21 protein-coding genes and 1 tRNA gene are annotated in these 23,924 nt (G+C 73.1%); 8 read left to right on the forward strand and 14 right to left on the reverse strand.

The genetic code is table 11. The features are described from left to right. Positions 1-58 precede the first annotated feature (58 nt). Entirely contained in the window at positions 59-1,213 is a 1,155-nt protein-coding gene (locus tag P3T27_RS09090) for a methyltransferase domain-containing protein (RefSeq protein WP_280676230.1), read from the reverse strand. 339 nt (positions 1,214-1,552) lie between these two features. Between P3T27_RS09090 and P3T27_RS09095 the strand changes: the two genes are divergently transcribed. After that, positions 1,553-2,614, forward strand: coding sequence for a ferritin-like protein (locus P3T27_RS09095; protein ID WP_280676232.1), 1,062 nt, complete (start codon positions 1,553-1,555; stop codon positions 2,612-2,614). A 62-nt stretch (positions 2,615-2,676) separates the two neighbouring features. Here the strand turns inward: P3T27_RS09095 and P3T27_RS09100 are convergent, their stop codons facing one another. Next, positions 2,677-2,883: a hypothetical protein gene (locus P3T27_RS09100; protein WP_280676234.1), complete on the reverse strand. Its 207-nt coding sequence runs from the start codon at positions 2,881-2,883 to the stop codon at positions 2,677-2,679. Here P3T27_RS09100 and P3T27_RS09105 point away from each other — a divergent pair. Next, a complete protein-coding gene (locus tag P3T27_RS09105) occupies positions 2,867-3,475 on the forward strand; it encodes a hypothetical protein (RefSeq protein WP_280676236.1) in 609 nt (202 codons plus the stop codon). The genes P3T27_RS09100 and P3T27_RS09105 overlap by 17 nt on opposite strands. Before the next feature lie 91 nt (positions 3,476-3,566). Here P3T27_RS09105 and def read toward each other — a convergent pair whose 3' ends face one another. From def to P3T27_RS09145, 8 genes are all read right to left on the reverse strand, one after another. Next, positions 3,567-4,142, reverse strand: a complete 576-nt coding sequence (gene def, locus P3T27_RS09110) for a peptide deformylase (RefSeq protein ID WP_280676616.1) — start codon at positions 4,140-4,142, stop codon at positions 3,567-3,569. Positions 4,143-4,300: 158 nt separating this feature from the next. Further along, positions 4,301-5,293 (reverse strand): hypothetical protein, encoded by a 993-nt coding sequence (locus P3T27_RS09115; protein ID WP_280676238.1) that lies wholly within the window; start codon positions 5,291-5,293, stop codon positions 4,301-4,303. Between the two features lie 319 nt (positions 5,294-5,612). Further along, positions 5,613-6,983: an HD domain-containing protein gene (locus tag P3T27_RS09120; RefSeq protein WP_280676240.1), complete on the reverse strand. Its 1,371-nt coding sequence runs from the start codon at positions 6,981-6,983 to the stop codon at positions 5,613-5,615. Beyond that, positions 6,980-8,416, reverse strand: coding sequence for an HD-GYP domain-containing protein (locus P3T27_RS09125; protein ID WP_280676242.1), 1,437 nt, complete (start codon positions 8,414-8,416; stop codon positions 6,980-6,982). The genes P3T27_RS09120 and P3T27_RS09125 overlap by 4 nt, the downstream gene beginning before the upstream one ends. 339 nt (positions 8,417-8,755) lie before the next feature. Next, positions 8,756-9,163, reverse strand: a complete 408-nt coding sequence (gene rsrA / locus P3T27_RS09130; RefSeq protein ID WP_280676244.1) for a mycothiol system anti-sigma-R factor — start codon at positions 9,161-9,163, stop codon at positions 8,756-8,758. Then, positions 9,160-9,798 (reverse strand): sigma-70 family RNA polymerase sigma factor, encoded by a 639-nt coding sequence (locus P3T27_RS09135; protein WP_045703751.1) that lies wholly within the window; start codon positions 9,796-9,798, stop codon positions 9,160-9,162. Before P3T27_RS09135 ends, rsrA begins: the two co-directional genes overlap by 4 nt. A gap of 405 nt (positions 9,799-10,203) precedes the next feature. Beyond that, on the reverse strand, positions 10,204-10,845 hold the full coding sequence (locus tag P3T27_RS09140) for an alpha/beta family hydrolase (RefSeq protein ID WP_280676246.1): 642 nt from the start codon (positions 10,843-10,845) through the stop codon (positions 10,204-10,206). Between the two features lie 20 nt (positions 10,846-10,865). Continuing rightward, positions 10,866-11,618 carry an SOS response-associated peptidase gene (locus P3T27_RS09145; RefSeq protein ID WP_280676248.1) on the reverse strand — a complete coding sequence of 251 codons (753 nt, stop codon included), beginning with the start codon at positions 11,616-11,618 and terminating at the stop codon, positions 10,866-10,868. A 138-nt stretch (positions 11,619-11,756) separates the two neighbouring features. On the opposite strand from P3T27_RS09145, the gene P3T27_RS09150 reads away from it, so the two are divergent. From P3T27_RS09150 to hisN, 5 genes are all read left to right on the forward strand, one after another. Beyond that, complete coding sequence (locus tag P3T27_RS09150; RefSeq protein WP_280676250.1) at positions 11,757-12,485, forward strand: M50 family metallopeptidase; 729 nt, start codon at positions 11,757-11,759, stop codon at positions 12,483-12,485. Between the two features lie 74 nt (positions 12,486-12,559). After that, positions 12,560-13,891, forward strand: coding sequence for a 3-phosphoshikimate 1-carboxyvinyltransferase (aroA, locus tag P3T27_RS09155; protein ID WP_280676252.1), 1,332 nt, complete (start codon positions 12,560-12,562; stop codon positions 13,889-13,891). A 15-nt stretch (positions 13,892-13,906) separates the two neighbouring features. After that, complete coding sequence (gene rsgA, locus P3T27_RS09160) at positions 13,907-14,962, forward strand: ribosome small subunit-dependent GTPase A (RefSeq protein ID WP_280676255.1); 1,056 nt, start codon at positions 13,907-13,909, stop codon at positions 14,960-14,962. Between the two features lie 131 nt (positions 14,963-15,093). Continuing rightward, positions 15,094-15,417 carry a multidrug efflux SMR transporter gene (locus P3T27_RS09165; RefSeq protein ID WP_280676257.1) on the forward strand — a complete coding sequence of 108 codons (324 nt, stop codon included), beginning with the start codon at positions 15,094-15,096 and terminating at the stop codon, positions 15,415-15,417. A 75-nt stretch (positions 15,418-15,492) separates the two neighbouring features. Then, a complete protein-coding gene (gene hisN / locus P3T27_RS09170; protein ID WP_280676259.1) occupies positions 15,493-16,290 on the forward strand; it encodes a histidinol-phosphatase in 798 nt (265 codons plus the stop codon). A gap of 86 nt (positions 16,291-16,376) precedes the next feature. Here the strand turns inward: hisN and P3T27_RS09175 are convergent, their stop codons facing one another. After that, positions 16,377-17,852, reverse strand: a complete 1,476-nt coding sequence (locus tag P3T27_RS09175) for a catalase (RefSeq protein WP_280676261.1) — start codon at positions 17,850-17,852, stop codon at positions 16,377-16,379. Positions 17,853-17,955: 103 nt separating this feature from the next. Here P3T27_RS09175 and P3T27_RS09180 point away from each other — a divergent pair, with 103 nt between their 5' ends. Then, a complete protein-coding gene (locus P3T27_RS09180; RefSeq protein ID WP_280676263.1) occupies positions 17,956-18,375 on the forward strand; it encodes a Fur family transcriptional regulator in 420 nt (139 codons plus the stop codon). A 12-nt stretch (positions 18,376-18,387) separates the two neighbouring features. Here the strand turns inward: P3T27_RS09180 and P3T27_RS09185 are convergent, their stop codons facing one another. The 3 genes from P3T27_RS09185 to P3T27_RS09195 form a co-directional block, all read right to left on the reverse strand. Then, positions 18,388-20,358 carry a tetratricopeptide repeat protein gene (locus P3T27_RS09185; protein ID WP_280676265.1) on the reverse strand — a complete coding sequence of 657 codons (1,971 nt, stop codon included), beginning with the start codon at positions 20,356-20,358 and terminating at the stop codon, positions 18,388-18,390. Between the two features lie 356 nt (positions 20,359-20,714). After that, positions 20,715-20,788 (reverse strand) — tRNA-Met (locus tag P3T27_RS09190). A 64-nt stretch (positions 20,789-20,852) separates the two neighbouring features. Continuing rightward, the gene (locus tag P3T27_RS09195) at positions 20,853-23,810 is read right to left on the reverse strand and encodes a UPF0182 family protein (protein WP_280676268.1); all 2,958 of its coding nucleotides are present in this window, start codon (positions 23,808-23,810) and stop codon (positions 20,853-20,855) included. Positions 23,811-23,924: the final 114 nt, after the last annotated feature.

The raw sequence follows: 23,924 nt of genomic DNA on the forward strand, positions 1-23,924 counted from the left end.
CGGACCACCGGGCGGGGGCGTTTCGTCGTACCTCATGCGCGATCGTCGGCCAGGCCGGTCACCCGAACGGGAGAACAGCGGTGATGGGCCAGCGGCAGCCGTCCGGCTCGCGCAGCCACGCCCACTGGCGCTCCGGCGTCACGGTGATCCCGTAGTCGTACGGTGCCGGTCGGCCGTGCGCCTCCCACTGCGCCCAGGCCGTCAACAGCTCGTCGCCGATGCGTCGCCGACCGCCTTGGTACAGCACGGCGCTGCCGTCGCCACGCGCGGACAGGGCCGCCCACGACGCGGTGCCGTCGTGGATCCAGGCGTTGACGCCCTCCTCGTCCCGGCCGGTGACCACCAGGGCGCCCGGAACGGCGACGCGCACCGCGAACCGTAGATCCCAGTTGTCGGCGAGCGGGGCGAGGTCACGTTCGACGACCTGCCCGGCGTCGGGATCGCCGGTGCCGCGTACTTTCGCGTAGCCGTCGTAACCGGCCGAAGCCGGAGCCGGACCGGACCGGTCGGCCATGAACTGTCCGAGGCCCTGTACCCAGCCGCTCGCACTGCGCCCGTCGGCCCCCACCGTCAGCGCCACGTGCCCGAGCCGTCCCCACGGATAGACGATCCGGCCGCCCGGCCTGGCGGCGTTGATCCACTCGTCCGGGACGGTCTCGACGGCATAGGTCGCGTGGATCCGGTCGAACGGGCCGCCGGGCGGCACACTGCCGGTGCCGTTGCCGACAGATATCTCGGCGCCGACCCCGGCGGTGGCAAGCCGTCGGCGGGCGAGCACGGCGAGGCCTTCGTCGATCTCCGTGGAGACGACCCGGCCGGGGCCGGCGCGCCACGCGGCGAGCGCGCAGCTCCAGCCCTGCCCGGTACCGATGTCCCACACCGTGTGGCCGGGCTCCAGCACGAGGCTGTCCAGCATGTCCGCGACCACTGCGGGCGCCGAGAGACTCGACGACGGAAGTCCACCGGTGACCTGGGTGACCGCCGCCGCGTCGGGGCCGGCATACAGCTCGTCCGCCCACGCGGCTGGATCAGTCGCACGGTCGAGCGGCACGTAGGCGTGGCCGTCCCAGCGCCACAGCCGATCCGGCGCGAACGCGTCGCGGGGCAGCGCGGCCATGGCCTCGCGAAGCCACGGCGAGTCGGTCGGCCACGCCCCGCGCTGCTCCATCACCGTGTCCAGCCGCTCGCGGCGGCCCGCCAGGTCACGGGTCACTTCTTGTGCTTCCCCCCGCTCGGCGGCGGAGGCGGCACCTGCCCGTCGGCATTGCCCGGCGGCGGCTCTCCCTGGCTCGGGTCCGGCGGCGGCTTCTCGTGCTCACCCATGCTGCGATCCCTTCGCGTGCGGAACACGTCCGGCTGCCCATCCTTGTGGGCCACCGTTGCTCGGCGGTAGATGCGCAGAGGCGCGCCCAAGGGTGCGCTCGTACAGACGCGCGCCGAACGGTACCCCCGCCCGTCCGAATGAACTCCCGGGCCGCACCGGCATCGCGCGCACACGTACCACCAGTCCCCCGCTACGGTCCGGCGCACAGCCGAACGAAAGGGGCACGCCGTGACGACCGGAATCCTGGACTACCGGAGCGACGCGATCGTCCAGCTCATGAACATCCCGGAGGAGGACTGGACCGAGCAGGAGCTCAAGGACGCGCTCCAGCGGGCGATCATGCTGGAGTTGTCGACCATCCCGCCGTACGCCACCGCGCTCTGGTCGATCACCGATCCGGACAACAGCCAGCCGATCCGCAACACCATCCACGAGATCGTCTTCGACGAGATGTCACACTTCGGCCTGGTCTGCAACATGCTCACCAGCATCGGCGGCACCGTCGTCCTCACCGACCCGCTCACTGTCCCCACGTACCCGGGCGAGCTGCCCGGCGGCGTCAACCCCGGGCTGGAGGTCTTCCTCAGCGGCCTGACCCGCGACTCGGCGGGCCTCTTCTCCGACATCGAGAAGCCCGAGAACCCGCTCGCCTTCGCCGCCGACGGCAACACCATCGGCGCCTTCTACCAGCGCATCGCCAAGGTCTTCCCGAACTTCGCCGACCTCCTCACCGGCCGGCACCAGGTGAGCTTTCCGCTCGGGTCGAGCCACGGTGCCGGCAACGACATCGTCCCGATGAACACCATCGACGACGTGCTGAACGCCATCCACGTCATCCAGGCCCAGGGCGAGGGCACCGACGCCTCCCCGGACAACCCCTTCCCCGGCGTCCCGGGCGAACTCGCCCACTACTACGCCTTCAAGGAGATCGCCGTCGGCAAGAAGCTGGTCCAGAACCCCACGACGAAGAAGTTCGAGTTCACCGGCCCCGACCTCCCGCTGCCGGACGCCCACCCGGTCGCCCGCGTCCCGGCCGGCGGCTGGGCCAACGACCCCGCCAACAAGCCCGACCAGGCCACGGCCGCCCTCCTGCGGACCTTCAACCAGCAGTACAGCGACATGCTGCGCGCCCTCGAACAGGCCTGGGGCGCCGCCGGGCCGAACTCGCTCTTCCAGGCGATCGGGCTGATGGGCCAACTGCGCGGCACCGCCCAGCAGATCAACGGCGTCAAGCTCCCCGCCGACCCGCGCTTCACTTACGGCCCGGAGTGGCTCTTCGTCCCGGCCTGACAGGCGCCGCAACGCCGCTGCCCCGTGAGGAAGTTCCTCACGGGGCAGCGGCGTTGCGGCGCTCAGCCCTTGACCGAGCCGGCGGTCAGGCCCTGGGCCAGGTAGCGCTGGAGGAACTGGTAGACCACGATCACCGGCAGCGAGGTCACCAGCGCCCCGGCCGCGAACAGGCCGTAGTTCTGGTCCTGTTGGCCGGAGATGATGCCGTAGAGGCCGACCGCGACGGTCTTGGAGTCGTTCGAGGTCAGGAAGATGTTCGCCAGGATCACGTCGTTGAGCGCGGCGGTCAGCGACAGGATCGAGATCCAGCATCGGCGCGGCGAGCGGGAGGATCAGCCGGAAGAAGATCTGCGCGTGCCCGGCGCCGTCCACCTTGGCGGCCTCGTCGATCTCGCGCGGGATGGTGTCCAGGTAGCCCGTCATCAGCCAGGTGTTCACCCCCATCGCGCCGCCGAGGTAGACCAGCACCAGCCCCCACGGGGTGTCCAGGCCGATCGCCGGCAGGACGTCCCCGATCTTGGCGAACATCAGGTAGAGCGAGATCACCGCGAGGAACTGCGGGAACATCTGCACCAGGAAGACCGCCATCAGCCCGATCCGCCGGCCCCGGAAGCGGAACCGCGAGAAGGCGTACGCGGCCAGCACCCCGAGCAGCACGTTCAGCACCGCGAAGGTGCCGCAGACCAGCGCCGTGTTCCCCAGCCACCGGGCGAACGGGTACTGCCCGCTGCTGAACAGCGCGGTGAAGTTGGCGAGCGAGGCGTGTGGCGCCAGCTGGAGGGGCACGGCGGCCAGGCCCGGGACTACCTGTTCACGCCGGAGCTGGTCGCCCGCGAGTCCACCGGCCGGGCGCCCGGCTGACGCAACGCCGAGGGCCGGGACACCGCTCGTGTCCCGGCCCTCGTACGTCCCGCACCGTCAGTTGTTCGGCGCTGTCAGTTGTTCGGCGCTGTCAGCTGTTCGGCACCGTCGCGTAGCGCGGGGTGCCCTCGGCCATCTGCTTCAGCGCGTCCTTGCGGTCCCGCTTCGACAGTTTGTCGATGTAGAGGGTGCCGTACAGGTGGTCGGTCTCGTGCTGCAGGCAGCGGGCGAAGAAGCCGGTGCCCTCGACCCGGATCGCCGTGCCGTCCTTGTCCACGCCGGTCACCGCCGCGTAGTCCGGGCGGGGCAGTTCGGCGTACGCGGTCGGCACCGACAGGCAGCCCTCGTTGCCGTCGTCCAGCACCCGCCGGCGGTCCGCCGGGTACTCCTCCAGCGTCGGGTTGATCACGTGGCCGATGTGACGCACGCCCTCGTCGTCCGGGCAGTCGTAGACGAAGACCTTCAGGTCCACGCCGATCTGGTTGGCCGCCAGGCCCACGCCCTCGGCCGCGTACATCGACTGGAACATGTCGTCGATCAGCCCGGACAGCTCACCGTCGAACGCGGTGACGTCCTTGACCTCGCGGTGCAGGACCGGGTTGCCCACGACGGTGATCGGACGCGCGGTGCCCCGGGAGAGGTCCGGCTCCTCGCCGACCACCTTCAGCGGGGCCTCGTCGGCCGCCGACTCGTGGCCGTGGTCGTGGTCGTGGTCGTGCTGGTGGTCGTGCTGCTCCGCCATCGCTGCCTATCCGCTTCCGCTTCCGAGAATGGTCCAGGTATACGGCTCGCGCCGGGTATACCGGTCAAGGGTAAGCGGCGCGCTCAACAGACTTCCTCCAGATCACGGTACGCCCTCGTCCCGGGGGACGCCGCGGCCCAGCGGTCCAGCAGCGAACGGACCAGCAGGGCGGGCGCGGCGATCCCGCACTCCCGCTCCACCAGCCAGGACATCCCGGCCGCGCCGCCCTGGCTGAGGTGGCTCAGGTGGCCGGGGTGCGCGGCGTCGCCGTCGTCGTGCGGGTCGTGGTGGGCGGTGTGCCCGTCGTCCGCGGCCATCCGGCTCTCCGAGCAGGCCCGGCAGAGCAGCCGCACCGAGGACGTCCAGTCCTCCGCCGCGAAGCCGGCGTCCGCGACCACCCGCTCCAGCGCGTCCCGGTCCCCCGCCGTGGCGGCCTGCAGCAGCACCACGTAGGTCGGCACCGGGGAGGGCGCCCACAGCTCGATCTCGTCGAACACCGGGTAGGCGACCCCGTCGGTGACCCGCTCGCCGTGCGGGGCGCCGTCGTGCAGCACCACCTCGCCCCAGCGGCGGCCGGAGGACGGCAGCGGGATGGACAGCACCTCGATCCGGGCCGGGTCCAGCCGGCGGCCCCACACCACCTCGGACTCGCCGTCCGGGGAGAGCCGCACCGGGGTGGTGCCGAGGTCCAGGCTGACCGGGCCGTCCGGCTGCCCGCCCGGGCCGCCGGGCAGTTTCAACCCGTACGCCTGCCAGGCGCGGCGGGCCAGCGGCCAGTCCTGCAGGGCGGTCGCGGTGATGCCGAGGTTCCACCAGTCGGGGGCGCCGTGCTCGCGGTCCAGCAGGGCGACGGCCCGCAGTCCGGCCGAGCGGGCCTGCTCCCAGTCCCGGCGGAACTTGTGCAGCAGGGCGAGGTTGAACCAGGAGTCGGACAGCCAGGGCTCCAGGTCGGCGGCCATCACCAGCAGCGCGCCGGCGTCCTCGTAGCGGCCGTCGCCGATCAGCGTGAAGGCCCGGTCGGTCGTCTGCCGCCAGGTGGCGGACGGCCGGTGCCGTGCCCGGTGGAAGATCCTCACGTTCGTCCCTGCCGTCGTCGTCCGCTCAAGTCCCGTACCACCGCGCCCGGATCCGCTTCCGCGGGGTCGGGGCCCGGTGCCCCGGGTCGGTGTTTCCACGCTACGACCGCATCCAACCACGCCCGCCCCCGCCCGCGCTCCCCACCGCCGAGGTCGGGGCCCGCCCCTACCCAGCCTGCCCGCCCGGCCGCCACGCCTCAACCCCGGTGGGGGCCGCCCGGTCCGGACCGGGCGCCGGAGACCCGAGCCGGGCACCGGGCCGGGCACCGAGCCGGGCGCCGGACCGGGCACCGAGCCGGGCGCCGGACCGGGCACCGGCTCAGGCCCGCGCCTGGCCGCCCACCCGGGCCAGCGCGTCCACCACCCGGGCGTCGTACACCCGGCCGCGGCCCAGCCGCAGCAGCTCCAGCGCCTCCAGCCGGCCCACCGCCTCGCCCAGCCCGCGGCCGCGCGCCGCGGTCAGCAGGTCGTCGTGGGCGTTGGCCACCCGGATGATCCTGGCCGCCAGCGGCACCGAGCCGTCCCCGCCGACCGGACCGGGCACCGGGTCGGCCAGCCGGGCGACCTGCTCGGCGACCTGCCGGGGCACCCCGGTGCGGCGGATCACCTCGCTGCCCAGCCGGGCGATCCGCTGCTGCTCGGCGCAGGGCAGCAGCGCGGTCGCGCCGTCCGGCACCGGCTCGACCAGCGACAGCTGGCCCACATCGTGCATCAGCGCCGCGTACTCCAGCAGGGCGAGCTCGCGGGTGCCCAGCCCCAGCTCGCGCCCCAGCGCGCACGCCGTGTCCGCGACCCGGCGGGCGTGGCCGTGCGGGGTGTAGCCGGCCACCTCGGTGGCCCGGGCCAGGCTGGCGATGGTCTGCCCGGTGGTGGCCCGCACCGCCGCGGCCCGCCGGAACGACACCTGGGCGAGCAGCAGCGGGGTGCAGAACAGCGGCAGCGCCCACAGCCCGACCTCGCCGGCCGCCAGGCTGACCAGCATCCCGGTGGCGACGATCGCCGAGCCGATCCCGAACAGCGAGCGCAGCTCGTCCTCCAGCGCCGCCGGGAACCGCAGCCCGGTCTCCGGGCCCGCCGCCGACCGGCGCAGCAGCGCCGCCAGGGTCGCGTCGCAGAGCGCGGCCAACGCAGCGACGGTGGTCAGGAACGCGCCGTACGCCGGGCCCTCGGGCGAGAAGCGGTCGACCAGACCGCCGTTGTAGAGCGGCTGGAAGACGGCGGCCGCGAAACCGACCCCGAGCAGCCGGCGGGCGGCGCTGTCCCGCCGGGCCGGGTCGGCCCAGGGCGGGCGCCGGTGCGGGCGCCCCGGGCGGGAGCGGTGCGGCGGGCCCGGCCGGCCCAGCGGCGCACGGCACGCCCTGAGCCAGGGCAGCGCGAGCCCGGGCAGCCAGGCCAGCAGCAGGCCGACGCCGGTCACCGCGACCACCTGGAGCGTGCCGTGCGCGGTGGGCACCCCGCGCAGCGGCCCGAGCAGGGCGTACGCCAGCGCGCCGGCCGCGCCGATCGGCGCCTGCTCGCGGTCCCCCGGAAGGGTGATCCGGACGCACTCGCCGAGCGCGATCAGCGCGGTGAACGCCAGCGCGACCCTCGGCTCGGCCACCCCGCGCAGCCCGACCGCGCCCCCCGCGAACGCCAGCAGCGCGGCCGCCGCCGCGTGCACCGCGCGGGCCTCGCGGCCGGCCGCGGTCACGGCTGCCCGGCCGGGGAGGCGGTCCCGCCCTGCGCGGGCACCCGCACCGGCGCCGCCCGCACCGGCTCGGGCACCCCGAGCGGGATGTCCGGGACGGCCCGGATGCTGTCCTCGGGCGGCGGCAGCACCGGCTGCCAGTCGTACCCGGCCAGCGCGTCGATCAGCGCCCGGACCATCACCGGGTCGAACTGGCTGCCCGAGCAGCGCTCCAGCTCGGCCACGGCCTCGGCGACCGGGCGGCCGCGCCGGTAGGAGCGGGTGGAGGTCATCGAGTCGAAGGCGTCGGCGACCGAGATGATCCGGGCGAACTCGGGGATCTGCTCGCCGGCCAGCCCGCTCGGGTAGCCCCGGCCGTCCATCCGCTCGTGGTGGTGCAGGATCCCGGCGTGCGCCTCGCCGAGGAAGGCGATCCCGCGCACCAGCTCGTACCCGTACACCGGGTGGACCTCGACGGCCCGCCGCTCCGCCGCGCTGAGGGGACCGTTTCTGCGCAGCAGCTCGGTGGCCACGCCCAGCTTGCCGACGTCGTGCAGGATCCCCGCGAAGCGCAGGGTGCGCAGCCGCTCGGCCTCCATGCCGAGCTGACCGGCGATCAACACCGAGGCCCGGCCGACCCGTTCACTGTGCCCGCGGGTGTAGGCGTCCTTGATCTCCACCGCCTGCACCAGCGACTGCACGGTGGCCTGGTGGGCGTCCCGCTCGCGCTGGCCCTGGGCGAACACCCAGGCCGAGATCGACAGCGGCAGCAAGGCCAGCAGCGCCGCGAACGCCCCGTACGGGCCCTGCCAGAGCACGGCCACCATCAGCCCGCCGGCCGCGTGCACCAGCACCGGCAGCCCGCACACCGCGCCCGCCCCGCGCAGCAGCACCCCGGGGCGGCGGTCCTCGGCGAGCATCAGCATGGCACCCACCAGCACCCCGTTGACCAGGCAGAACGTGACGACGGCGGCGAAGCCGGGCAGCAGCGCGGCCGGGAAGCGGGAGCCGAGCAGAAGCTGCGGCCCGTGCAGCAGGTGGAAGGCGGCCGAGGCGGCGAAGGCGCACAGCGCGAGCTGGGAGCCGTTCCACAGCTGGCGGGTGCGGCAGGTGCGTCCGCTCGGCCCGCCGAGCAGCGCGGCGGGCACCGCGACCAGCGCGGCGGCGGCCGGCGGCAGCATCAGCACGCCGGCGAACAGCACCGGGAAGAAGGCGTTGACCCCGGGGCGGGCGGGCGCCCGCTCGGGCGGCGGCGGGCGGCGCAGCAGTCGGCGCACCAGCCGCAGGCAGGGCGTCGGCAGGCCCTGGGCCAGCGACTCCCAGCAGCCGTGCAGGAAGGCCAGCAGCCCGACCTTGGGCCAGTCCACGGGGGCGCCGAGCCAGCGCGGGAGGCCGGGCGCCACCCCGGTCGGCAGCAGCGGCAGCAGGCAGCACAGCGCCGCCACCGGGACGGCCACCAGGTAGCGCGTCGCCCCCTCCGGCAGGGCCGCGCCTCCACTGTCGGTAGCGATCTCGACCTCCCCCGCCGTCCGGGCCCGCGTTGCCTCAGCGCGCCGGGCGGACCGGCGGTGAGCGTCCGTCAGGAGGATAGGCCGCCACCCGGACGCAAGGACGCATGATCGCGCGATGACGCAGCTGGCGCACCGTCAACTCACTCGAACGAGTGAGGGGCGCATGCGAGCACAACGGGAGCGGCCCCGGGAGCGCACGCTCCCGGGGCCGTTGGACTCCGTGTCCGGACCGTTCGTCCCGCCCTCGCCGGCGGGCCCGTCCGGTTGCTCCGCCCGGCCGCCCGGCTACTCCGCCGGGGCGCCCGCCTCGACGGGTGCGCCGGGGCGCACCGCCGGCTCGTCCGAGGCCTCGGCGGCCGTCGGCGCCGGCCGGGCCTGCTCGACGTGGATCTCGACCGTGGTGTCGACCGCGACCACCACCTGCTCGCCCGAGCGCTGCCCGGCCCGGATCGAGTCGATCCTGGCCAGCACCTTGCTGCGCAGGTCGCTCGGGGCGTCGTCGCACCCGCAGGAGCGCTTGATCAGCGCCTTGATCGCCTGCTCCAGCCCGTACTGCTTCAGGCAGGGCGAGCACTCCTCGAAGTGCACGCGCAGCTTGGCGCAGTCGCCCTCGGTCATCTCGTTGTCGAGGAATTCGTAGAGGTGGTCGAGGACCTCGCCACACTCCGTCTCGTGCGGATCGCCGCAGCTCATGAGCCCGAGCCCTTCGCTTCCTGCCCTGCCCCGCTACCGGCCGGGACCAGCCCGCGCTCACGGGCGTAATCCTCCAGCATGCCGCGCAGCTGACGGCGGCCGCGGTGCAGCCGGGACATCACCGTACCGATGGGAGTACCCATGATGTCCGCGATCTCCTTGTACGCAAAGCCCTCTACGTCCGCGAGATAGACGGCGATCCGGAATTCCTCCGGGATGGCCTGGAGCGCGTCCTTCACATCGCTGTCGGGCAGGTGGTCGAGTGCCTGGGTCTCGGCCGAGCGCAGACCGGTCGACATGTGCGACTCGGCGCGGGCCAGCTGCCAGTCCTCGATCTCCTCCGCCGCCGTGCGCTGGGGCTCGCGCTGCTTCTTGCGGTACGAGTTGATGAACGTGTTGGTGAGGATGCGGTACAGCCAGGCCTTGAGGTTCGTGCCCTCACGGAACTGGTGGAAGGACGCGTACGCCTTGGCGAACGCCTCCTGGAGCAGGTCCTCCGCATCCGCGGGGTTGCGCGTCATGCGCAGCGCCGCCGAGTACATCGGATCCAGGTAGCCCAGGGCGTCGCGCTCGAAGCGCTCCCGCCGGGCCTCCTCGGACTCCTCCGCCGACACCCGGAAGGTGTCCTCACCGATCGCCTCGGCCAGCTCCTCACCGGTGAGCGCCTCGCCCGCGGGCTGGCCCTCCTCCGGGCCCCGGCCCGGCTCGGCCTCGTGCTCGGTCCCGACGACCGGACCCACCTCCTCGCCATGGCGGGCACGACCCACGGCGGGCCGCCCCGAAATGGAGGATATCGGGCTGACGGGCTTCTCGCCCGCGACAATCCAGTCGGACCAGGCGGGGGCGAACGCCGCGGCGGCCTCGCGCTGCTGTGACCGCTCGGGGCACGCGATCGAACCCATCTGCCCTGCCTCTCAACGGGAATCGTGCTGACGAGGGTGTCAACCACCCGGACCTCGCCCGCATTCCCGTGCCCACCCCGGAATCACTCGCACGAGTGATCGAGTGGAAACTCCCTGCTCACGGCCGCCCGCGCCGCCTCACCCGACCCTCAGCACCCAGTCCCCCACCGCCCGGCAGATCAGCTCCAGCACCTCGTCCTGGCCCAGCGACGCCCGCTTGGGCACCTCGAAACCGTGGTTGCCGTACGGCAGCGCCACCAGCTCGTGCCCGGCCGGCAGCTCCGGGAACTCCTGCGGCCCGCCGAACGGATCCGCCGCGCCCTGCACCACCAGCGTCGGCAGCCCCGACTCCAGCAGCTCCTGCGCCCGGCTCTTCTCCGGCTTGCCCGGCGGGTGCAGCGGGAAGGCCAGCGCCACCACCCCCACCGCCCCGGTCGCCGCGCCGGTGCGGCAGGCCACCCGCGCCCCGGCGCTGCGCCCGCCGACCACCAGCGCCGGCCCCTGCCCGGCCAGCCGCTCGGCCACCGGCCGCCAGCCGAGGTCCAGCGTCTTCGCTGCCGACGGGCCCAGCTTCCTCCCGGCCACCTTCCAGGGCTGCTCGACCAGCGCCACGGTGATCCCGCGTGACGGCAGCCGCCCGGCCAGCGCCGCCAGGTCCCGGCTGTCGATCGCCCCGCTGGTGCCGTGCCCGAGCGCCAGCACCACCCTCGGGTCGGCCGCCCGGTGGTAGGTGATCCGGGCGTCCCCCGCCTCGGTGGGGACGAGCTCGGTGGTCCTCACAGCAGTCACTCCAGCAGGTTTCAGAACAGGGTGGTCTCGTACTCGACCTCGGCCCACGGCTCCTTGAGCTCCGGGCCGTCGTTGCGGATGTTGCCGACCGCCGGCGAGACCGGGGTGGCCAGCAGCGCGCCGGGCGGCGGGGGTATCAGCAGCCGGCGCAGCTCGTCCGGGTCGGCCTGCCCCGGGTCCAGCCACTCGTCGTAGGAGGCCGGGTCGAGGAACAGCGGCATCCGCTCGTGGATCGGCGCCAGCGACTCCTCGGCGTCGGTGGTGACGATGGTGAAGGTCACCAGCCAGGCCGCCGGGTGGTCGGCCGGCACCGTCCGGTCCCGCCAGAACTCGTACAGTCCGGCCAGCGCCAGCGGGGTGCCGTCGGCCCGGGCGACGAAGAACGGCTTCTTGCGCGGCTTGCCCCGCTCGGCCGCCACCGTCTGCCACTCGTAGTAGCCGTCCACCGGCAGGATGCACCGGCGCGAGGCGAAGGCCTGCCGGTACGAGGGCTTCTCGTGCACCGTGTCCGAGCGGGCGTTGATCATCTTCACCGCCGTCTCGGCCGACTTCGACCACTGCGGCACCAGGCCCCACCGCAGCACCCGCAACTGCCGCACCGCCCGCGACCCGCCCCTGGGCACCCGGTCCAGCACCACGAAGGCGCTGTTCGTCGGAGCGACGTTCCAGCTGGGGGCCAACGTCTCCGCCGGATCCCACTGCTCGACGCCGAAGAGCTCCACGATGTCCTCGGGCTTGCCACTGGCTGCGAAGCGACCGCACATGCGGGCCAGCTTGCCATGCCGGGCCCGCTCACCACTTCTTCATCCCACCAGGAGAACCGCCCGCTCCCGCCCGCCCGTCCCCGCATGGGAGGCTGCCCCGAACGGCCCAACGCAGCGGACGGAGGCGGAGAAGAAACGATGAGTACACAACCGACCGACCAGAACCTCGGCGCACTGTGGAACCAGGTCACCGGGACCCAGCCCGCCCCGCCCGGCTGGCTGGTCCTGGCCACCGCGGGCGCCGCCCTGCTCGCCGTCCTCGCCCGCCCGCTCTGGCACGTCACCCGCAACGCCGTGACCATCGCCCACGAGGGCGGCCACGGCCTGATCGCCCTCGTCACCGGCCGCCGGCTCGCCGGCATCCGGCTGCACTCCGACACCTCCGGCCTCACCCTCTCCTACGGCCGCCCCACCGGCCCCGGCATGATCCTCACCGCCGCCGCCGGCTACACCGCCCCCGCCCTGCTCGGCCTCGGCTGCGCCGCCCTGCTCTCCACCGGCCGGATCACCCTGCTGCTCTGGCTGGCCATCGCCCTGCTGCTCGCCCTGCTGGTGCGCATCCGCAACGCCTTCGGCCTGTTCACCGTGCTGGTCGCCGGCGGCGCCTTCTTCCTGGTCTCCTGGTTCGGCAGCGCCGAGGTCCAGGCCGGCTTCGCCTACCTCGGCTGCTGGTTCCTGCTGTTCGGCGCCGTCCGCCCGGTCCTCGAACTCCAGCACCAGCGCCGCATCGGCTGGGCCCGCGACTCCGACGCCGACCAGCTCGCCCGCCTCACCCACATCCCCGGCCTCGCCTGGATCACCGTCTTCCTGCTCACCGCCCTCGCCTGCCTGGCCCTCAGCACGAGCTGGCTGCTCAAGCCGCTGTGACCCGGCGGGCGGGCAGCCGTCCGTCATCCGGCCGCAGCAGGGGCCGTTCCGGTACGGCCCCTAAACTGGCCCCCATGACCGAGACCCTGTGGCCCGCCCCCGTCGCGACCACCCCCGTTGACGCCACCGTCACCATCCCCGGCTCCAAGTCGGTCACCAACCGAGCCCTGGTGCTGGCGGCGCTCGCCGACGAGCCCGGCTGGGTGCGCCGCCCGCTGCGCAGCCGCGACTCCCAGCTGATGGCCGACGGCCTGCGCGCCCTCGGCGTCGGCATCGAGGAGAAGGTCAACAACGACTCCGGCGGCACCGGCGGCGGCGAGGCCTGGCGGGTCATCCCGGCCCCCGCGCTGCGCGGCCCCGCCTCGATCGACGTCGGCAACGCCGGCACCGTCATGCGCTTCCTGCCCCCGCTCGCCGTCCTCGCCGACGGCCCGGTGCACTTCGACGGCGACCCGCGCAGCTACGAGCGCCCCCAGCACGGCGTGATCAACGCCCTGCGCGCGCTCGGCGCCCGGATCGACGACGGCGGCCGCGGCGCCTTCCCGCTCACCGTGCACGGCACCGGCGCGCTCGACGGCGGCCCGGTCGAGCTGGACGCCTCCTCCTCCTCCCAGTTCGTCTCCGCCCTGCTGCTCTCCGGCGCCCGCTACAACCACGGCGTCGAGGTCCGGCACGTCGGCGGCCCGGTGCCGTCGCTGCCGCACATCCGGATGACCGTCGAGATGCTGCGCCTGGCCGGCGTCCAGGTCGACGCCCCCGAGGACGGCGGCGAGAAGGACGTCTGGCGGGTCACCCCCGGCGCCCTGATCGGCCGCGACCTGGTGGTCGAGCCGGACCTCTCCAACGCCGCGCCGTTCTTCGCCGCCGCCCTGGTCACCGGCGGCCGGGTGACCGTGCGCGACTGGCCCAAGCACACCTCCCAGCCCGGCGACCAGCTGCGCGAGATCTACACCCGGATGGGCGGCGCCTGCGAGTTCACCGACGAGGGCCTGCAGTTCACCGGCACCGGCCGGATCCACGGCATCGAGGCGGACCTGCACGACGTCGGCGAGCTCACCCCGGTGATCGCCGCCGTCGCCGCGCTGGCCGACTCCGAGTCCCACCTGTACGGCATCGCCCACCTGCGGCTGCACGAGACCGACCGGCTCGCCGCGCTCGCCAAGGAGATCAACGACCTCGGCGGCGACGTCACCGAGACCGAGGACGGCCTGCGGATCCGCCCGCGCCCGCTGCGCGGCGGCATCTTCCACACCTACGAGGACCACCGCCTGGCCACCGCCGCCGCGGTGCTCGGCCTGGCCGTGCCCGGCGTCGAGGTGGAGAACGTGGCCACCACCGCCAAGACCCTGCCGGACTTCCCGAAGATGTGGGCGGAACTGCTCGGCGAAGCGGTGGCGGACGCCTGAGCGGAGACTGAGCACATGCGCCGCTACGGCAAGGACGCCGACGAGGACGACATCCGCAACCGCCCCGCCCGCCGGGGCTCCCGGCCGCGGACCCGGATCCGGCCCAAACACGAGGACGCCGCCGAGGCGATGGTGCTGACCGTCGACCGCGGCCGGCTGACCTGCCTGATCGACCCGGGCACCAAGCAGGAACGCGAGATCGTCGCCATGAAGGCCCGCGAACTGGGCCGCAAGGGCGTCGTCGTCGGCGACGTGGTCAACATCGTCGGCGACCTCTCGGGGGACGCCGACACGCTCGCCCGGATCGTCCGGGTCGAGGAGCGCAGCTCGGTGCTGCGGCGCACCGCGGACGACGACGACCCGTACGAGCGGATCGTCGTCGCCAACGCCCAGCAGCTGGCCATCGTCACCGCGCTGGCCGACCCGGAGCCGCGGCCCCGGCTGATCGACCGCTGCCTGGTGGCCGCGTACGACGCGGGCATGGAGCCACTGCTGGTGCTCACCAAGTCCGACCTCGCCCCGGCCGGGCCGCTGCTGGAGTCGTACGCGCCGCTCGGCATCGACTACGTGGTCACCCGTCGGGACGAACTGGAGACGGCTGGCGCCGAGGCCGTCCGCGAGCACCTGCGCGGCCTCTCCACGGTGTTCATCGGCCACTCCGGCGTCGGCAAGACCACCCTGGTCAACGCCCTCGTCCCGGACCACCAGCGGCAGACCGGCCGGGTCAACGCGGTCACCGGCCGCGGCCGGCACACCACCGTGTCCGCCCTGGCGCTGCGGCTGCCCCCGCCGCCCGGCGCCAAGCCGGGCTCCAGGAAGGCGCTGGACCCGGGCTGGGTGATCGACACCCCGGGCTTCCGCTCCTTCGGCCTCTCGCACATCGACCCGTCCCGGGTCATCCACGCCTTCCCCGACCTGGAGCCCGGCACCGTCGACTGCCCGCGCGCCTGCAGCCACGACGAGCCTGACTGCGCGCTGGACGCCTGGGTCGCCGACGGCCACGCCGAGGCCGCCCGGCTCTACTCGCTGCGCCGCCTGCTGGCCAGCAAGGAGGCCCGCGAGGGCGACTGATCCGCTCGGCGGTTTTACCGTCCCATGGGGTTTCCCGACCGTTCGAGGTGTCGGACCGCGCCGGCCTGGTGATCATAGGAAGGTCGGGCCACATCGCGGCCCGACCCGTCGATCGACAGGGAGGGCGCGCGATGGCATGGGCCCTGGTGGTCCTGGCCGGCCTGCTGGAGACCGGCTTCGCGATCAACCTCAAGCTCAGCGAGGGCTTCACCCGGCTCTGGCCCACCATCAGCTTCTGCGTGTTCGCCCTGGGCAGCTTCGGCCTGCTCACCCTCTCCCTGAAGACCCTGCCGGTCGGCCCCGCCTACGCGGTGTGGACCGGCATCGGCGCGGCCGGCACCGCCATCTACGGCATGGTCTTCCTGGAGGAGACCACCTCGGTGCTGAAGCTGGTCTCGATCTCCCTGGTGATCGCCGGCGTGATCGGCCTCCAGCTCAGCGGCACGGCGCACTGACGCCGGGCGGCCGGTCGCGTCCCGCTCCGCGAGCCCGGCTGTCCCGATCCGGGTGGGCTCGCTAGGGTTTCGGACATGGCCGACTACCACGACGATCTCCGACTCGCCCACGTCCTCGCCGACTCGGCCGACTCGGTCACCCTGGAGCGTTTCCGCGCCCTCGACCTGAGGATCGAGACCAAGCCCGACCTCACCCCCGTCAGCGACGCCGACAAGGCTGCCGAGGAGCTCGTCCGCAGCGTGCTGCAGCGCGCCCGCCCGCGCGACGCGGTGCTCGGCGAGGAGTTCGGCCTGCTGGGCTCCGGCCCGCGCCGCTGGGTGATCGACCCGATCGACGGCACCAAGAACTACATCCGCGGCGTCCCGGTCTGGGCCACCCTGATCGCCCTGGTGGAGGACGGCCCGGACGGCGTCGAGCGCCCGGTGGTCGGCATCGTCTCCGCCCCCGCGATCCAGCGCCGCTGGTGGGCGGCCAAGGACCTCGGCGCCTTCGCCGGCCGCAGCCTCGCCAAGGCCTCCCGGATCCACGTCTCCGGCGTCTCCCGGATCGAGGACGCCTCCTTCTCCTACTCCTCCCTCTCCGGCTGGGAGGAGCGCGGCCGCCTCGACCCCTTCCTGGACCTCACCCGCGCCTGCTGGCGCACCCGCGCCTACGGCGACTTCTGGTCCTACATGATGGTGGCCGAGGGCGCGGTCGACATCGCCGCCGAGCCCGAGCTGTCGCTCTGGGACATGGCCGCCAACTGCGTCATCGTCGAGGAGGCCGGCGGCCGCTTCACCGGGCTGGACGGCGTTCCCGGCCCCGGCGGCGCGGACGCCGTCGCCAGCAACGGCATCCTGCACGAGGAGGCCCTGCGCCGCCTGAGCGTCTAGGGAGTGTCCGGCCCCGGACCTGGTGCGGGCCCGGTCGACCAGTCCTCCGGTCGACCGGGCCCGCCGCTCAAAGGGGCGCCACCCGGCTACTGCTTGCGCAGCTCCCGGACGGCCACCTCCAGCCGCTGCCCGTAGTCGGCGTCGGCCTTGCGGAAGTTGTCGATCGCCCGCTCGACGATGTCCTCGCGGTCGGCCGAGACCTTGGCGATGAAGCCGGCCAGGTTGGCGATCAGCCGCTGCTTCTCGTCCTCCGAGAACAGCCGGTAGAGGTTGCCGGCCTGCACGAAGTCGTCGTCCTCGGCGTGCGAGGGCGCCTCGTGGTTGCCGGTGGCACCGGTGACCGGGGTGGCGGCCCACAGCGGGCGGCCGGTCTGCGCCGGGCCGCCGAAGCTGTTCGGCTCGTAGTTCTTCTGGCGGCCGTGGCGGCCGTCGTACAGGTGGCCGTCGCGGCTGTTGGTGCGCGCCTCGGTGGCGTGCGGGCGGTTCACCGGCAGGTGGTCGGCGTTGATGCCGACGCGGTAGCGGTGGGCGTCCGCGTACGCGAACAGGCGGCCCTGCAGCATCTTGTCCGGGGACGGGCCGATGCCGGGCACGAAGTGCGCCGGGGAGAAGATCGACTGCTCGACCTCGGCGAAGACGTTGTCGGGGTTGCGGTTGAGCTCCAGCCGGCCGATCTCGATCGGCGGGTAGTCGGCGTGCGGCCAGACCTTGGTGAGGTCGAAGGGGTTGAAGCGGTAGTTCGCCGCGTCGGCCGCCGGCATGATCTGCACCTGCACGGTCCAGCTGGGGAACTCGCCGCGCTCGATCGACTCGCGCAGGTCGCGCTGGTGGCTGTCCGGGTCCTCGCCGGCCAGCCGGTTGGCCTCGGCCTGGGTCAGGTTCCGGATGCCCTGGTCGGTCTTGAAGTGGTACTTGACCCAGAAGTACTCGCCGGCCTCGTTCTGCCACTGGAAGGTGTGCGAGCCGTAGCCGTTGAGGTGGCGGTAGCTGGCCGGGATGCCGCGGTCGCCGAACAGCCAGGTCACCTGGTGGGTGGCCTCGGGCGACAGGCCCCAGAAGTCCCAGACGTTGTCCGCCTCCTGGGAGCCGGTGTACGGGTCCCGCTTCTGGGTGTGGATGAAGTCGGGGAACTTTACGGCGTCCTTGATGAAGAACACCGGGGTGTTGTTGCCGACGAGGTCGTAGTTGCCCTCCTCGGTGTAGAACTTCAGCGCGAAGCCGCGCGGGTCGCGCACCGCGTCGGCCGAGCCGAGGTTACCGGCCACGGTGGAGAACCGCAGGAACACCTCGGTCTGCTTGCCGACCTCGGACAGGAACGCGGCCCGGGTGAAGGGCGTCAGGTCGGCGGTCACCGTGAAGGTGCCGTACGCCGCCGCGCCGCGGGCGTGCACCACGCGCTCCGGGATCCGCTCGCGGTTGAAGTGCGCGAGCTTCTCGAACAGCTGCTGGTCCTGGATGAGCGCCGGGCCGCCGACACCCGCGGTCTCGGTGTTCTGGTTGTCGGCGACGGGGGCACCCGCCTCCGTGGTGAGGGTGGGGCGCAGCTCGTCCTGGGTCGTCATAAGAGGGCCTCCGCGTTATCCGGTCGTGACGACTCGATCCTAACTTGGACTTTGTCCAAGTCAATACTGGAACCAATCTCAGAGCGTGACTTACCCTGTTCCCATGAGCGACCTGCTGGAACGACTTCGCGGACGCGGCTGGCGGCTGACCTCACAGCGCCGGGTCGTGGCCGAGGTCCTCGACGGCGACCACGTCCACCTGACCGCGGACGAGGTGCACGCCCGCGCGGTGGCCCGCCTGCCGGAGATCAGCCGCGCGACCGTCTACAACACCCTCGGTGAACTGGTCGGCCTCGGCGAGGTCCTGGAGGTCGCCACCGACGGCCGCGCCAAGCGCTACGACCCCAACGCCCACCGCGCCCACCAGCACCTGGTCTGCTCCGGCTGCGGCGCCATCCGCGACGTCCACCCGCACGGCGACCCGCTCGCCGCCCTCCCCGCCGACGAGCGCTTCGGCTTCACCGTCACCGCGGCCGAGATCACCTACCGCGGCCTCTGCCCGGACTGTACGGGCCAGGCCTAGCAGCACGCAGCGCTACGCGCTCAGCTCCGCGTGCAGCGCGCCCAGCAGGCGCCCGGCCCGCTCCGCCACCTCGGCCGGCCCGTAGTCGGCCGCCCGGCGGCACCAGTTCTCGGCCTGCACCGGCTCGCCCCGGCGCAGCGCCAGCAGGGCCAGCCGCAGCGCCGCCCGCCCGTGCCCGGCGTCGGCGGCCCGGGTGTACCAGAGCATCGCCTGGGCCTCCCGGTCCTGCCGGGCCAGCAGCAGCCCCAGGTTGAAGGCGGCGCTGCGGCTGCCCGCCTCGGCCGCCCGCCGGTACCAGCTCTCGGCGATCTCCAGCGCGCCCCGCTCGGCCGCCCGCACGCCCATCCGCACCTGCGCCCGGCGGTGGCCGGCGTCGGCCGCGACCGCGTACCAGTGCTCGGCCTCGGCGTCCGCGTCGCCGCGCCGGTCCAGCACCGAGGCCAGCCGGAACGCGCCCTCCGCCGACCCGCCGGCGGCCGCCTGCCGGTAGCGCTCCAGGGCGCCGGCCAGGTTGCCCCGCTGCTCCTGGGCGACGGCCAGCTGCAGCGCGGCCTCGCCGTGGCCCTCGGCGGCGGCGCGCGCGTACCACTCCTGGGCCTGCCGCTGCTCGCCGCGCCCGGCGTGCAGCACGCCCAGGTTGAACGCGCCGTCCACGCTGCCGGCCTCGGCCGCCTTGGAGAACCACGGTTCGGCGCCCGACTCGTCACCACGCTGCAGCAGCACCACGGCCAGCGCGTTGCAGGCCTCCCGGTGCCCGGCGTACGCGGCCCGGCGGTACCACTGCTCGGCCTGCTGGTCGCGGCCGGTGGCGACGCAGAGCAGGCCGAGGTTGAAGGCGCCGTTCTGGTCGCCCGCGTCCAGGGCGGTGCGGTACCAGCGCTCGGCCTCCTTGGCCTCGCCGCGCCCGGCGTGCAGGGCGCCCAGCGCGTTGGCGGCGTTGCCGTCGCCGGCCTCGGCGGCCTCCCGCCACCAGTCGGCGGCGGCGGCCAGGTCCCCGGAGTCGCGCAGCAGGAAGCCCAGCGCGCAGGCGGCACGCGGTTCGCCGTTCTGCGCGGACTGCCGGTACCAGCGGGCGGCCTCCTCCAGCAGCGGCTGGTCGGTGCCGGCGCGCTCCTCCAGCAGCACGCCCAGGCGCAGCGCGGCACGGGCGTGGCCGCGCGCGGCGGCGGTGCGGTACCAGGCCTCGGCGGTCTCCTTGTCCCCGGCGGCCTCGCGCATCCGGGCCAGCCGGTAGGCGGCCTCCCGGTGCCCGGCGTCGGCGGAGATCTTGAACCAGCGCTCGGCGCGCACGTCGCGCCGGTGCTCCATCAGGTCGCCCAGCGCGTAGGCGCCGAGCGGGTGGCCGTGGTCGGCGGCGAAGTGCAGCCAGTACTCGGCGGCCTCCTCCTCGCCCTGGTCGCGCAGTTGGAGCCCGAGCGCGTGCGCGGCGGGGGCGCTGCCGGCCACCGCGGCCTGGCGCCACCACTGGGCGGCCTCGCCCCGGTGGCCCTGCTGGTGCAGCAGCACGCCGAGGTTGTTGGCGGCGGCGCGCGTCCCGGCGGCCGCGGCGGCGCGCAGGTACGGTTCGGCGTCCTCCAGGTCGCCGCGGCGCAGCAGCAGGGTGCCGAGCCGGCAGGCGGCGTCCGGGTCGCCGTCGTCGGCGGCCTGGCGGTGGCGGGCCTCCAGCGCGGCGCTCTCGCGGGCGGCCAGCGCGGTCTCGAAGCTGGTGGTGTCCAGGCCGGCCGGGTCGAGGGCGGCGGCGTGCGGGCCGTCGGCGGCCTCGGTCCCGTACGGGCGGACGGCGTCGGCGAACTGACGGGTGGACACGTGGACCAGGCTGTCGGGGCCGTAGCCGGCGGCCGGGGGGCGCTCGGACAGGCCGCTGGTGCGCTGGGCGGGCAGGGCTCCGGGCCGGCTCTCGGGGCTCTCCGCCCAGGCGTCGGTGTCCGCCTCGGTGGCCGCCGCGGACTTGGTGCCTGACCCGTTCTTACCGATCAGCCTCATGCCGACTCCCGCTCCCCCAGAGTGTCGCGGCATCGTGCCCCGGCCCGCGGCCGGGGGGACCCCCAGGGGAGGCGCCGGACCCGACGACCGGTCAGCGGCCGCGCACCGTCCCCCATGTGTCCCATCGTCGCATCACCCGCAACCCGCGTACACCTGCCCCGGCCGAATTCGGGCGGGGCCGACCCGAAGCCGACGAAATTGCTTCGGCGCTTTGTCGATTTCCCGACACTTGGGCCCCACAAACCCCGTGTCGTCGTCGTTGGCGACGGTCGATACTACCGGAGCGGTTCCCGCCGCTTCGGGGTGAAAACACCAGAGGCCCGGAGGAAGAATCCTCCGGGCCTCTGGCCACTGTGTAGCGGGGACAGGATTTGAACCTGCGACCTCTGGGTTATGAGCCCAGCGAGCTACCGAGCTGCTCCACCCCGCGTCGGTAGTTAAACCATAGCACGGGCGCGGGGTGGAACAGGAATCGGTTGTCGCAGCTCAGCGGGCTACGGGTGCGGGCTCTGCGATCCGGTCGGGGTCGCGCCCGCGCTCGGGGCGGCCGCCGGGGCACCGCCGCGGGCCGCGTCGGCCGCCTTCAGCGCGTCGCCGAGCGCCTTCTGGGCGTTGCCGTAGGCCACCCAGTCGCCGTTCTTGAACGCGGTCTGGCTGTCGTTGTACGCCTTCTCCGCGTCCCCGAGCGCCTTCTGCAGTTCGGGCGAGATCGTCCCGCCCGGCGCCGGCGTGGTCGGGGACGTGGGCGTCGTCGGGCTGGTCGGCGCCGTCGGGGTGTTTGGTGTGGAGGGCGCGGTCGGCGTGGTCGGCGGGGCCGCCCCGGCGAACACCTTCTTCAACGCGTCCTCCAGGGTGTTCTCGAACGCCACGTTGTCGTTCCCGTACACCGCCAGGACCTTCTGCAGCGTCGGGTACTTGGCGCCGCGTCCGCGCACGTACACCGGCTCGACGTTGAGCAGCCCGCCGCCGACCGGCAGGGTCAGCAGGTTGCCGTACTCCAGCTCGGCGTCACCGCCGCTCTTCAGCGCGTAGATCTGCGAGGCCACCTCCTGCCGGGAGTTGAACTGCGACTGCACCAGGTTGGGCCCGAGCGTCTTGCTGTCGCCCGGGATCTTGAGGATCCGGATCTTCCCGTAGTCCGGCCCCGGGTCGGCGTCGACCGCCATGAAGGCCGCCAGGTTGTCCCGGCCGTTGGGCACGAAGGTCGTGGTCAGCGAGAAGCTCGCCGAGGTGACCGCCGGGTCCGGCATCCGGACCGTCAGGTAGTACGGCGGCTGGACCTGCTTGGTGTCGCTGGTCGGGTCCACCGGGATCTGCCAGATGTCGCTGCCGTTGAAGAAGGAGTTGGAGTCGGTCACGTGGTACTGGCCGAGCAGGTCGCGCTGCACCTTGAACATGTCCTGCGGGTAGCGCAGGTGCGGCAGCAGCGCCGCCGGGATGTCCGCCTTCGGCTCGACGGTGCCCGGGAACGCCTTCATCCAGGTCCGCAGCACCGGGTCCTGGTCGTCCCACTGGTAGAGCTTCACCTCGCCGGTGTAGGCGTCCACCGTGGCCTTGACCGAGTTGCGGATGTAGTTGACCTGGTTGGCGACGGTCAGCAGCTCACCGCGCTGGTTGGTCAGCGAGTCCTTGGTCGCGGTGCCCAGCGTCGTCTTCGACGAGAACGGGTAGCCGTCCGAGGTGGTGTAGCCGTCCAGCACCCAGACCACCCGGCCGTCCTGCACCACCGGGTACGGGTCGGCGTCGATCGACAGCCACGGGGCGACCTTCTCCACCCGCTCCTTCGGCGTCCGGTTGTAGATCACCTTCGCGCCGTCGGTGATCGCCCCCGCGTACAGGATCTGCGGCTCGGCGAAGCGCACCGCGTACGCGGCCCGGGTGATCGGGTTGTCCAGCGAGACCCCGCTGTTGCCGGTGTACTGGTACTGCTTGTTCTCGCCGGTCTCGGTGGTGTAGTCGATCTCCTGGTTCGAGCCGCCGACGATCGAGTACGAGGTCGTCTTCTCGCCGTAGTAGATCCGCTGCTCGTAGTCGCCCAGCGCGCCGGTGGCCGGCAGACCGGACTCGGTGAACACCGGCTGGCCCTTGTCGTTGACCTGGTTGCCCTTGGCCACGACCGCACCGTAGCCGTGGGTGTACTTGAAGTGGTCGTTGATCCAGTTGCGCTGCACGCCGTTGAGGTCCAGCTCGCGCAGGCCGATCACGGTGTCCTGCTTGTCGGTGCCGGAGCCGTAGCGGTCCACGTCCAGGGTGTTCGGGAAGGCGTAGTAGCTGCGCTGCTGCTCGATCGACTGGAAGGTCGGCGAGACGATGTTCGGGTCCAGCAGGCGGATGTCGGCGATGGTCTGCGCGTCCGGCTTGAGCGCGTCGGCCGTCGTCGCCGCCTGCGGGCTGTACTGGGTGGTCTGCGCGTCGGCGATCCCGTACGCCTGCCGCGTCGCGTCGATGTTCTTCTGGATGTACGGCGTCTCCTTGGCCTGCTCGTTCGGCTTGACCTGGAACTGCTGCACGATCGCCGGGTACAGCCCGCCGATCAGCACCGCCGACAGCACCATCAGGCCCAGCCCGATCAGGGCCGGCGCCCAGGTGCGGCGCACCGGGGTCAGGAAGAACAGCACCGCGCAGATGATCGCGACGAAGAACAGGATCGTCTTGGCCGGCAGGAACGCGTTGGCGTCCACGTACCGCAGGCCGGTCCAGCCGGAAACCCCCTTGTACGAGCCGGTCTTCACCGCCAGCGCGTACCGGTCCAGCCAGTACGCGACGGCCTTCAGCAGCACGAACACGCCCAGCAGCACCGCCAGGTGCCCCTGCGCGCCCACGCTCGCCCGCCGGCCCGGGCCCTGCAGCCGCAGCCCCCCGTACAGGTAGTGCACCAGCGCCGAGGTCAGCAGCGAGACGATCACCGCGCTGAACGCGAAGCCCAGCAGGAACTCGTAGAACGGCAGGTCGAAGGCGTAGAACGAGACGTCCATGCCGAACTGGGCGTCCTTCTCGCCGAAGGACGTCGCGTTCGTCCACATCAGCCAGGTCCGCCACTGGCCCGACGCCGCGGCGCCCGCCACCAGGCCGATCACCAGCGAGACGCCGATCAGCGCCCAGCGCTTGAACGGCGCCAGGCCCGACCGGTAGCGGTCCAGGCTCTGCTGCTCGACCGACATCGCCGACAGCGGCGGCCGCAGCCGGTGCGCCAGCCAGATGTTGAAGCCGACGATCACCGCCATCAGCAGGCCGAACACCGCGAACAGGCCGATCTTCGTCCACAGTTGGGTGGTGAAGACCGACGAGTAGCGGACGGATCTGAACCAGAGCCAGTCCGTCCAGAACCCGGCGAACATGACGAACAGCAGGAACAGCACCGCGAGCACGCCCAGGGTCAGCAGGGCCACCCGCGCCCGCCGGGAGGGCGGGCCTACCCTGCGCCGGAAACCCGGCCCTGAGCGTTCCGGCATCTGGAATACCACGGTGGCACCTCAGCTGTGTCGTCTGGAGTCGGTTGGTCTTCAGGGAAACTTAACCAGGCTTTGGCCGAGTTCCCACCGTTAGCAGACGGTTACTACACCGTT

Origin of the sequence: Kitasatospora sp. MAA19 (assembly GCF_029894125.1) — a bacterium.
Classification (GTDB): Bacteria; Actinomycetota; Actinomycetes; order Streptomycetales; family Streptomycetaceae; genus Kitasatospora.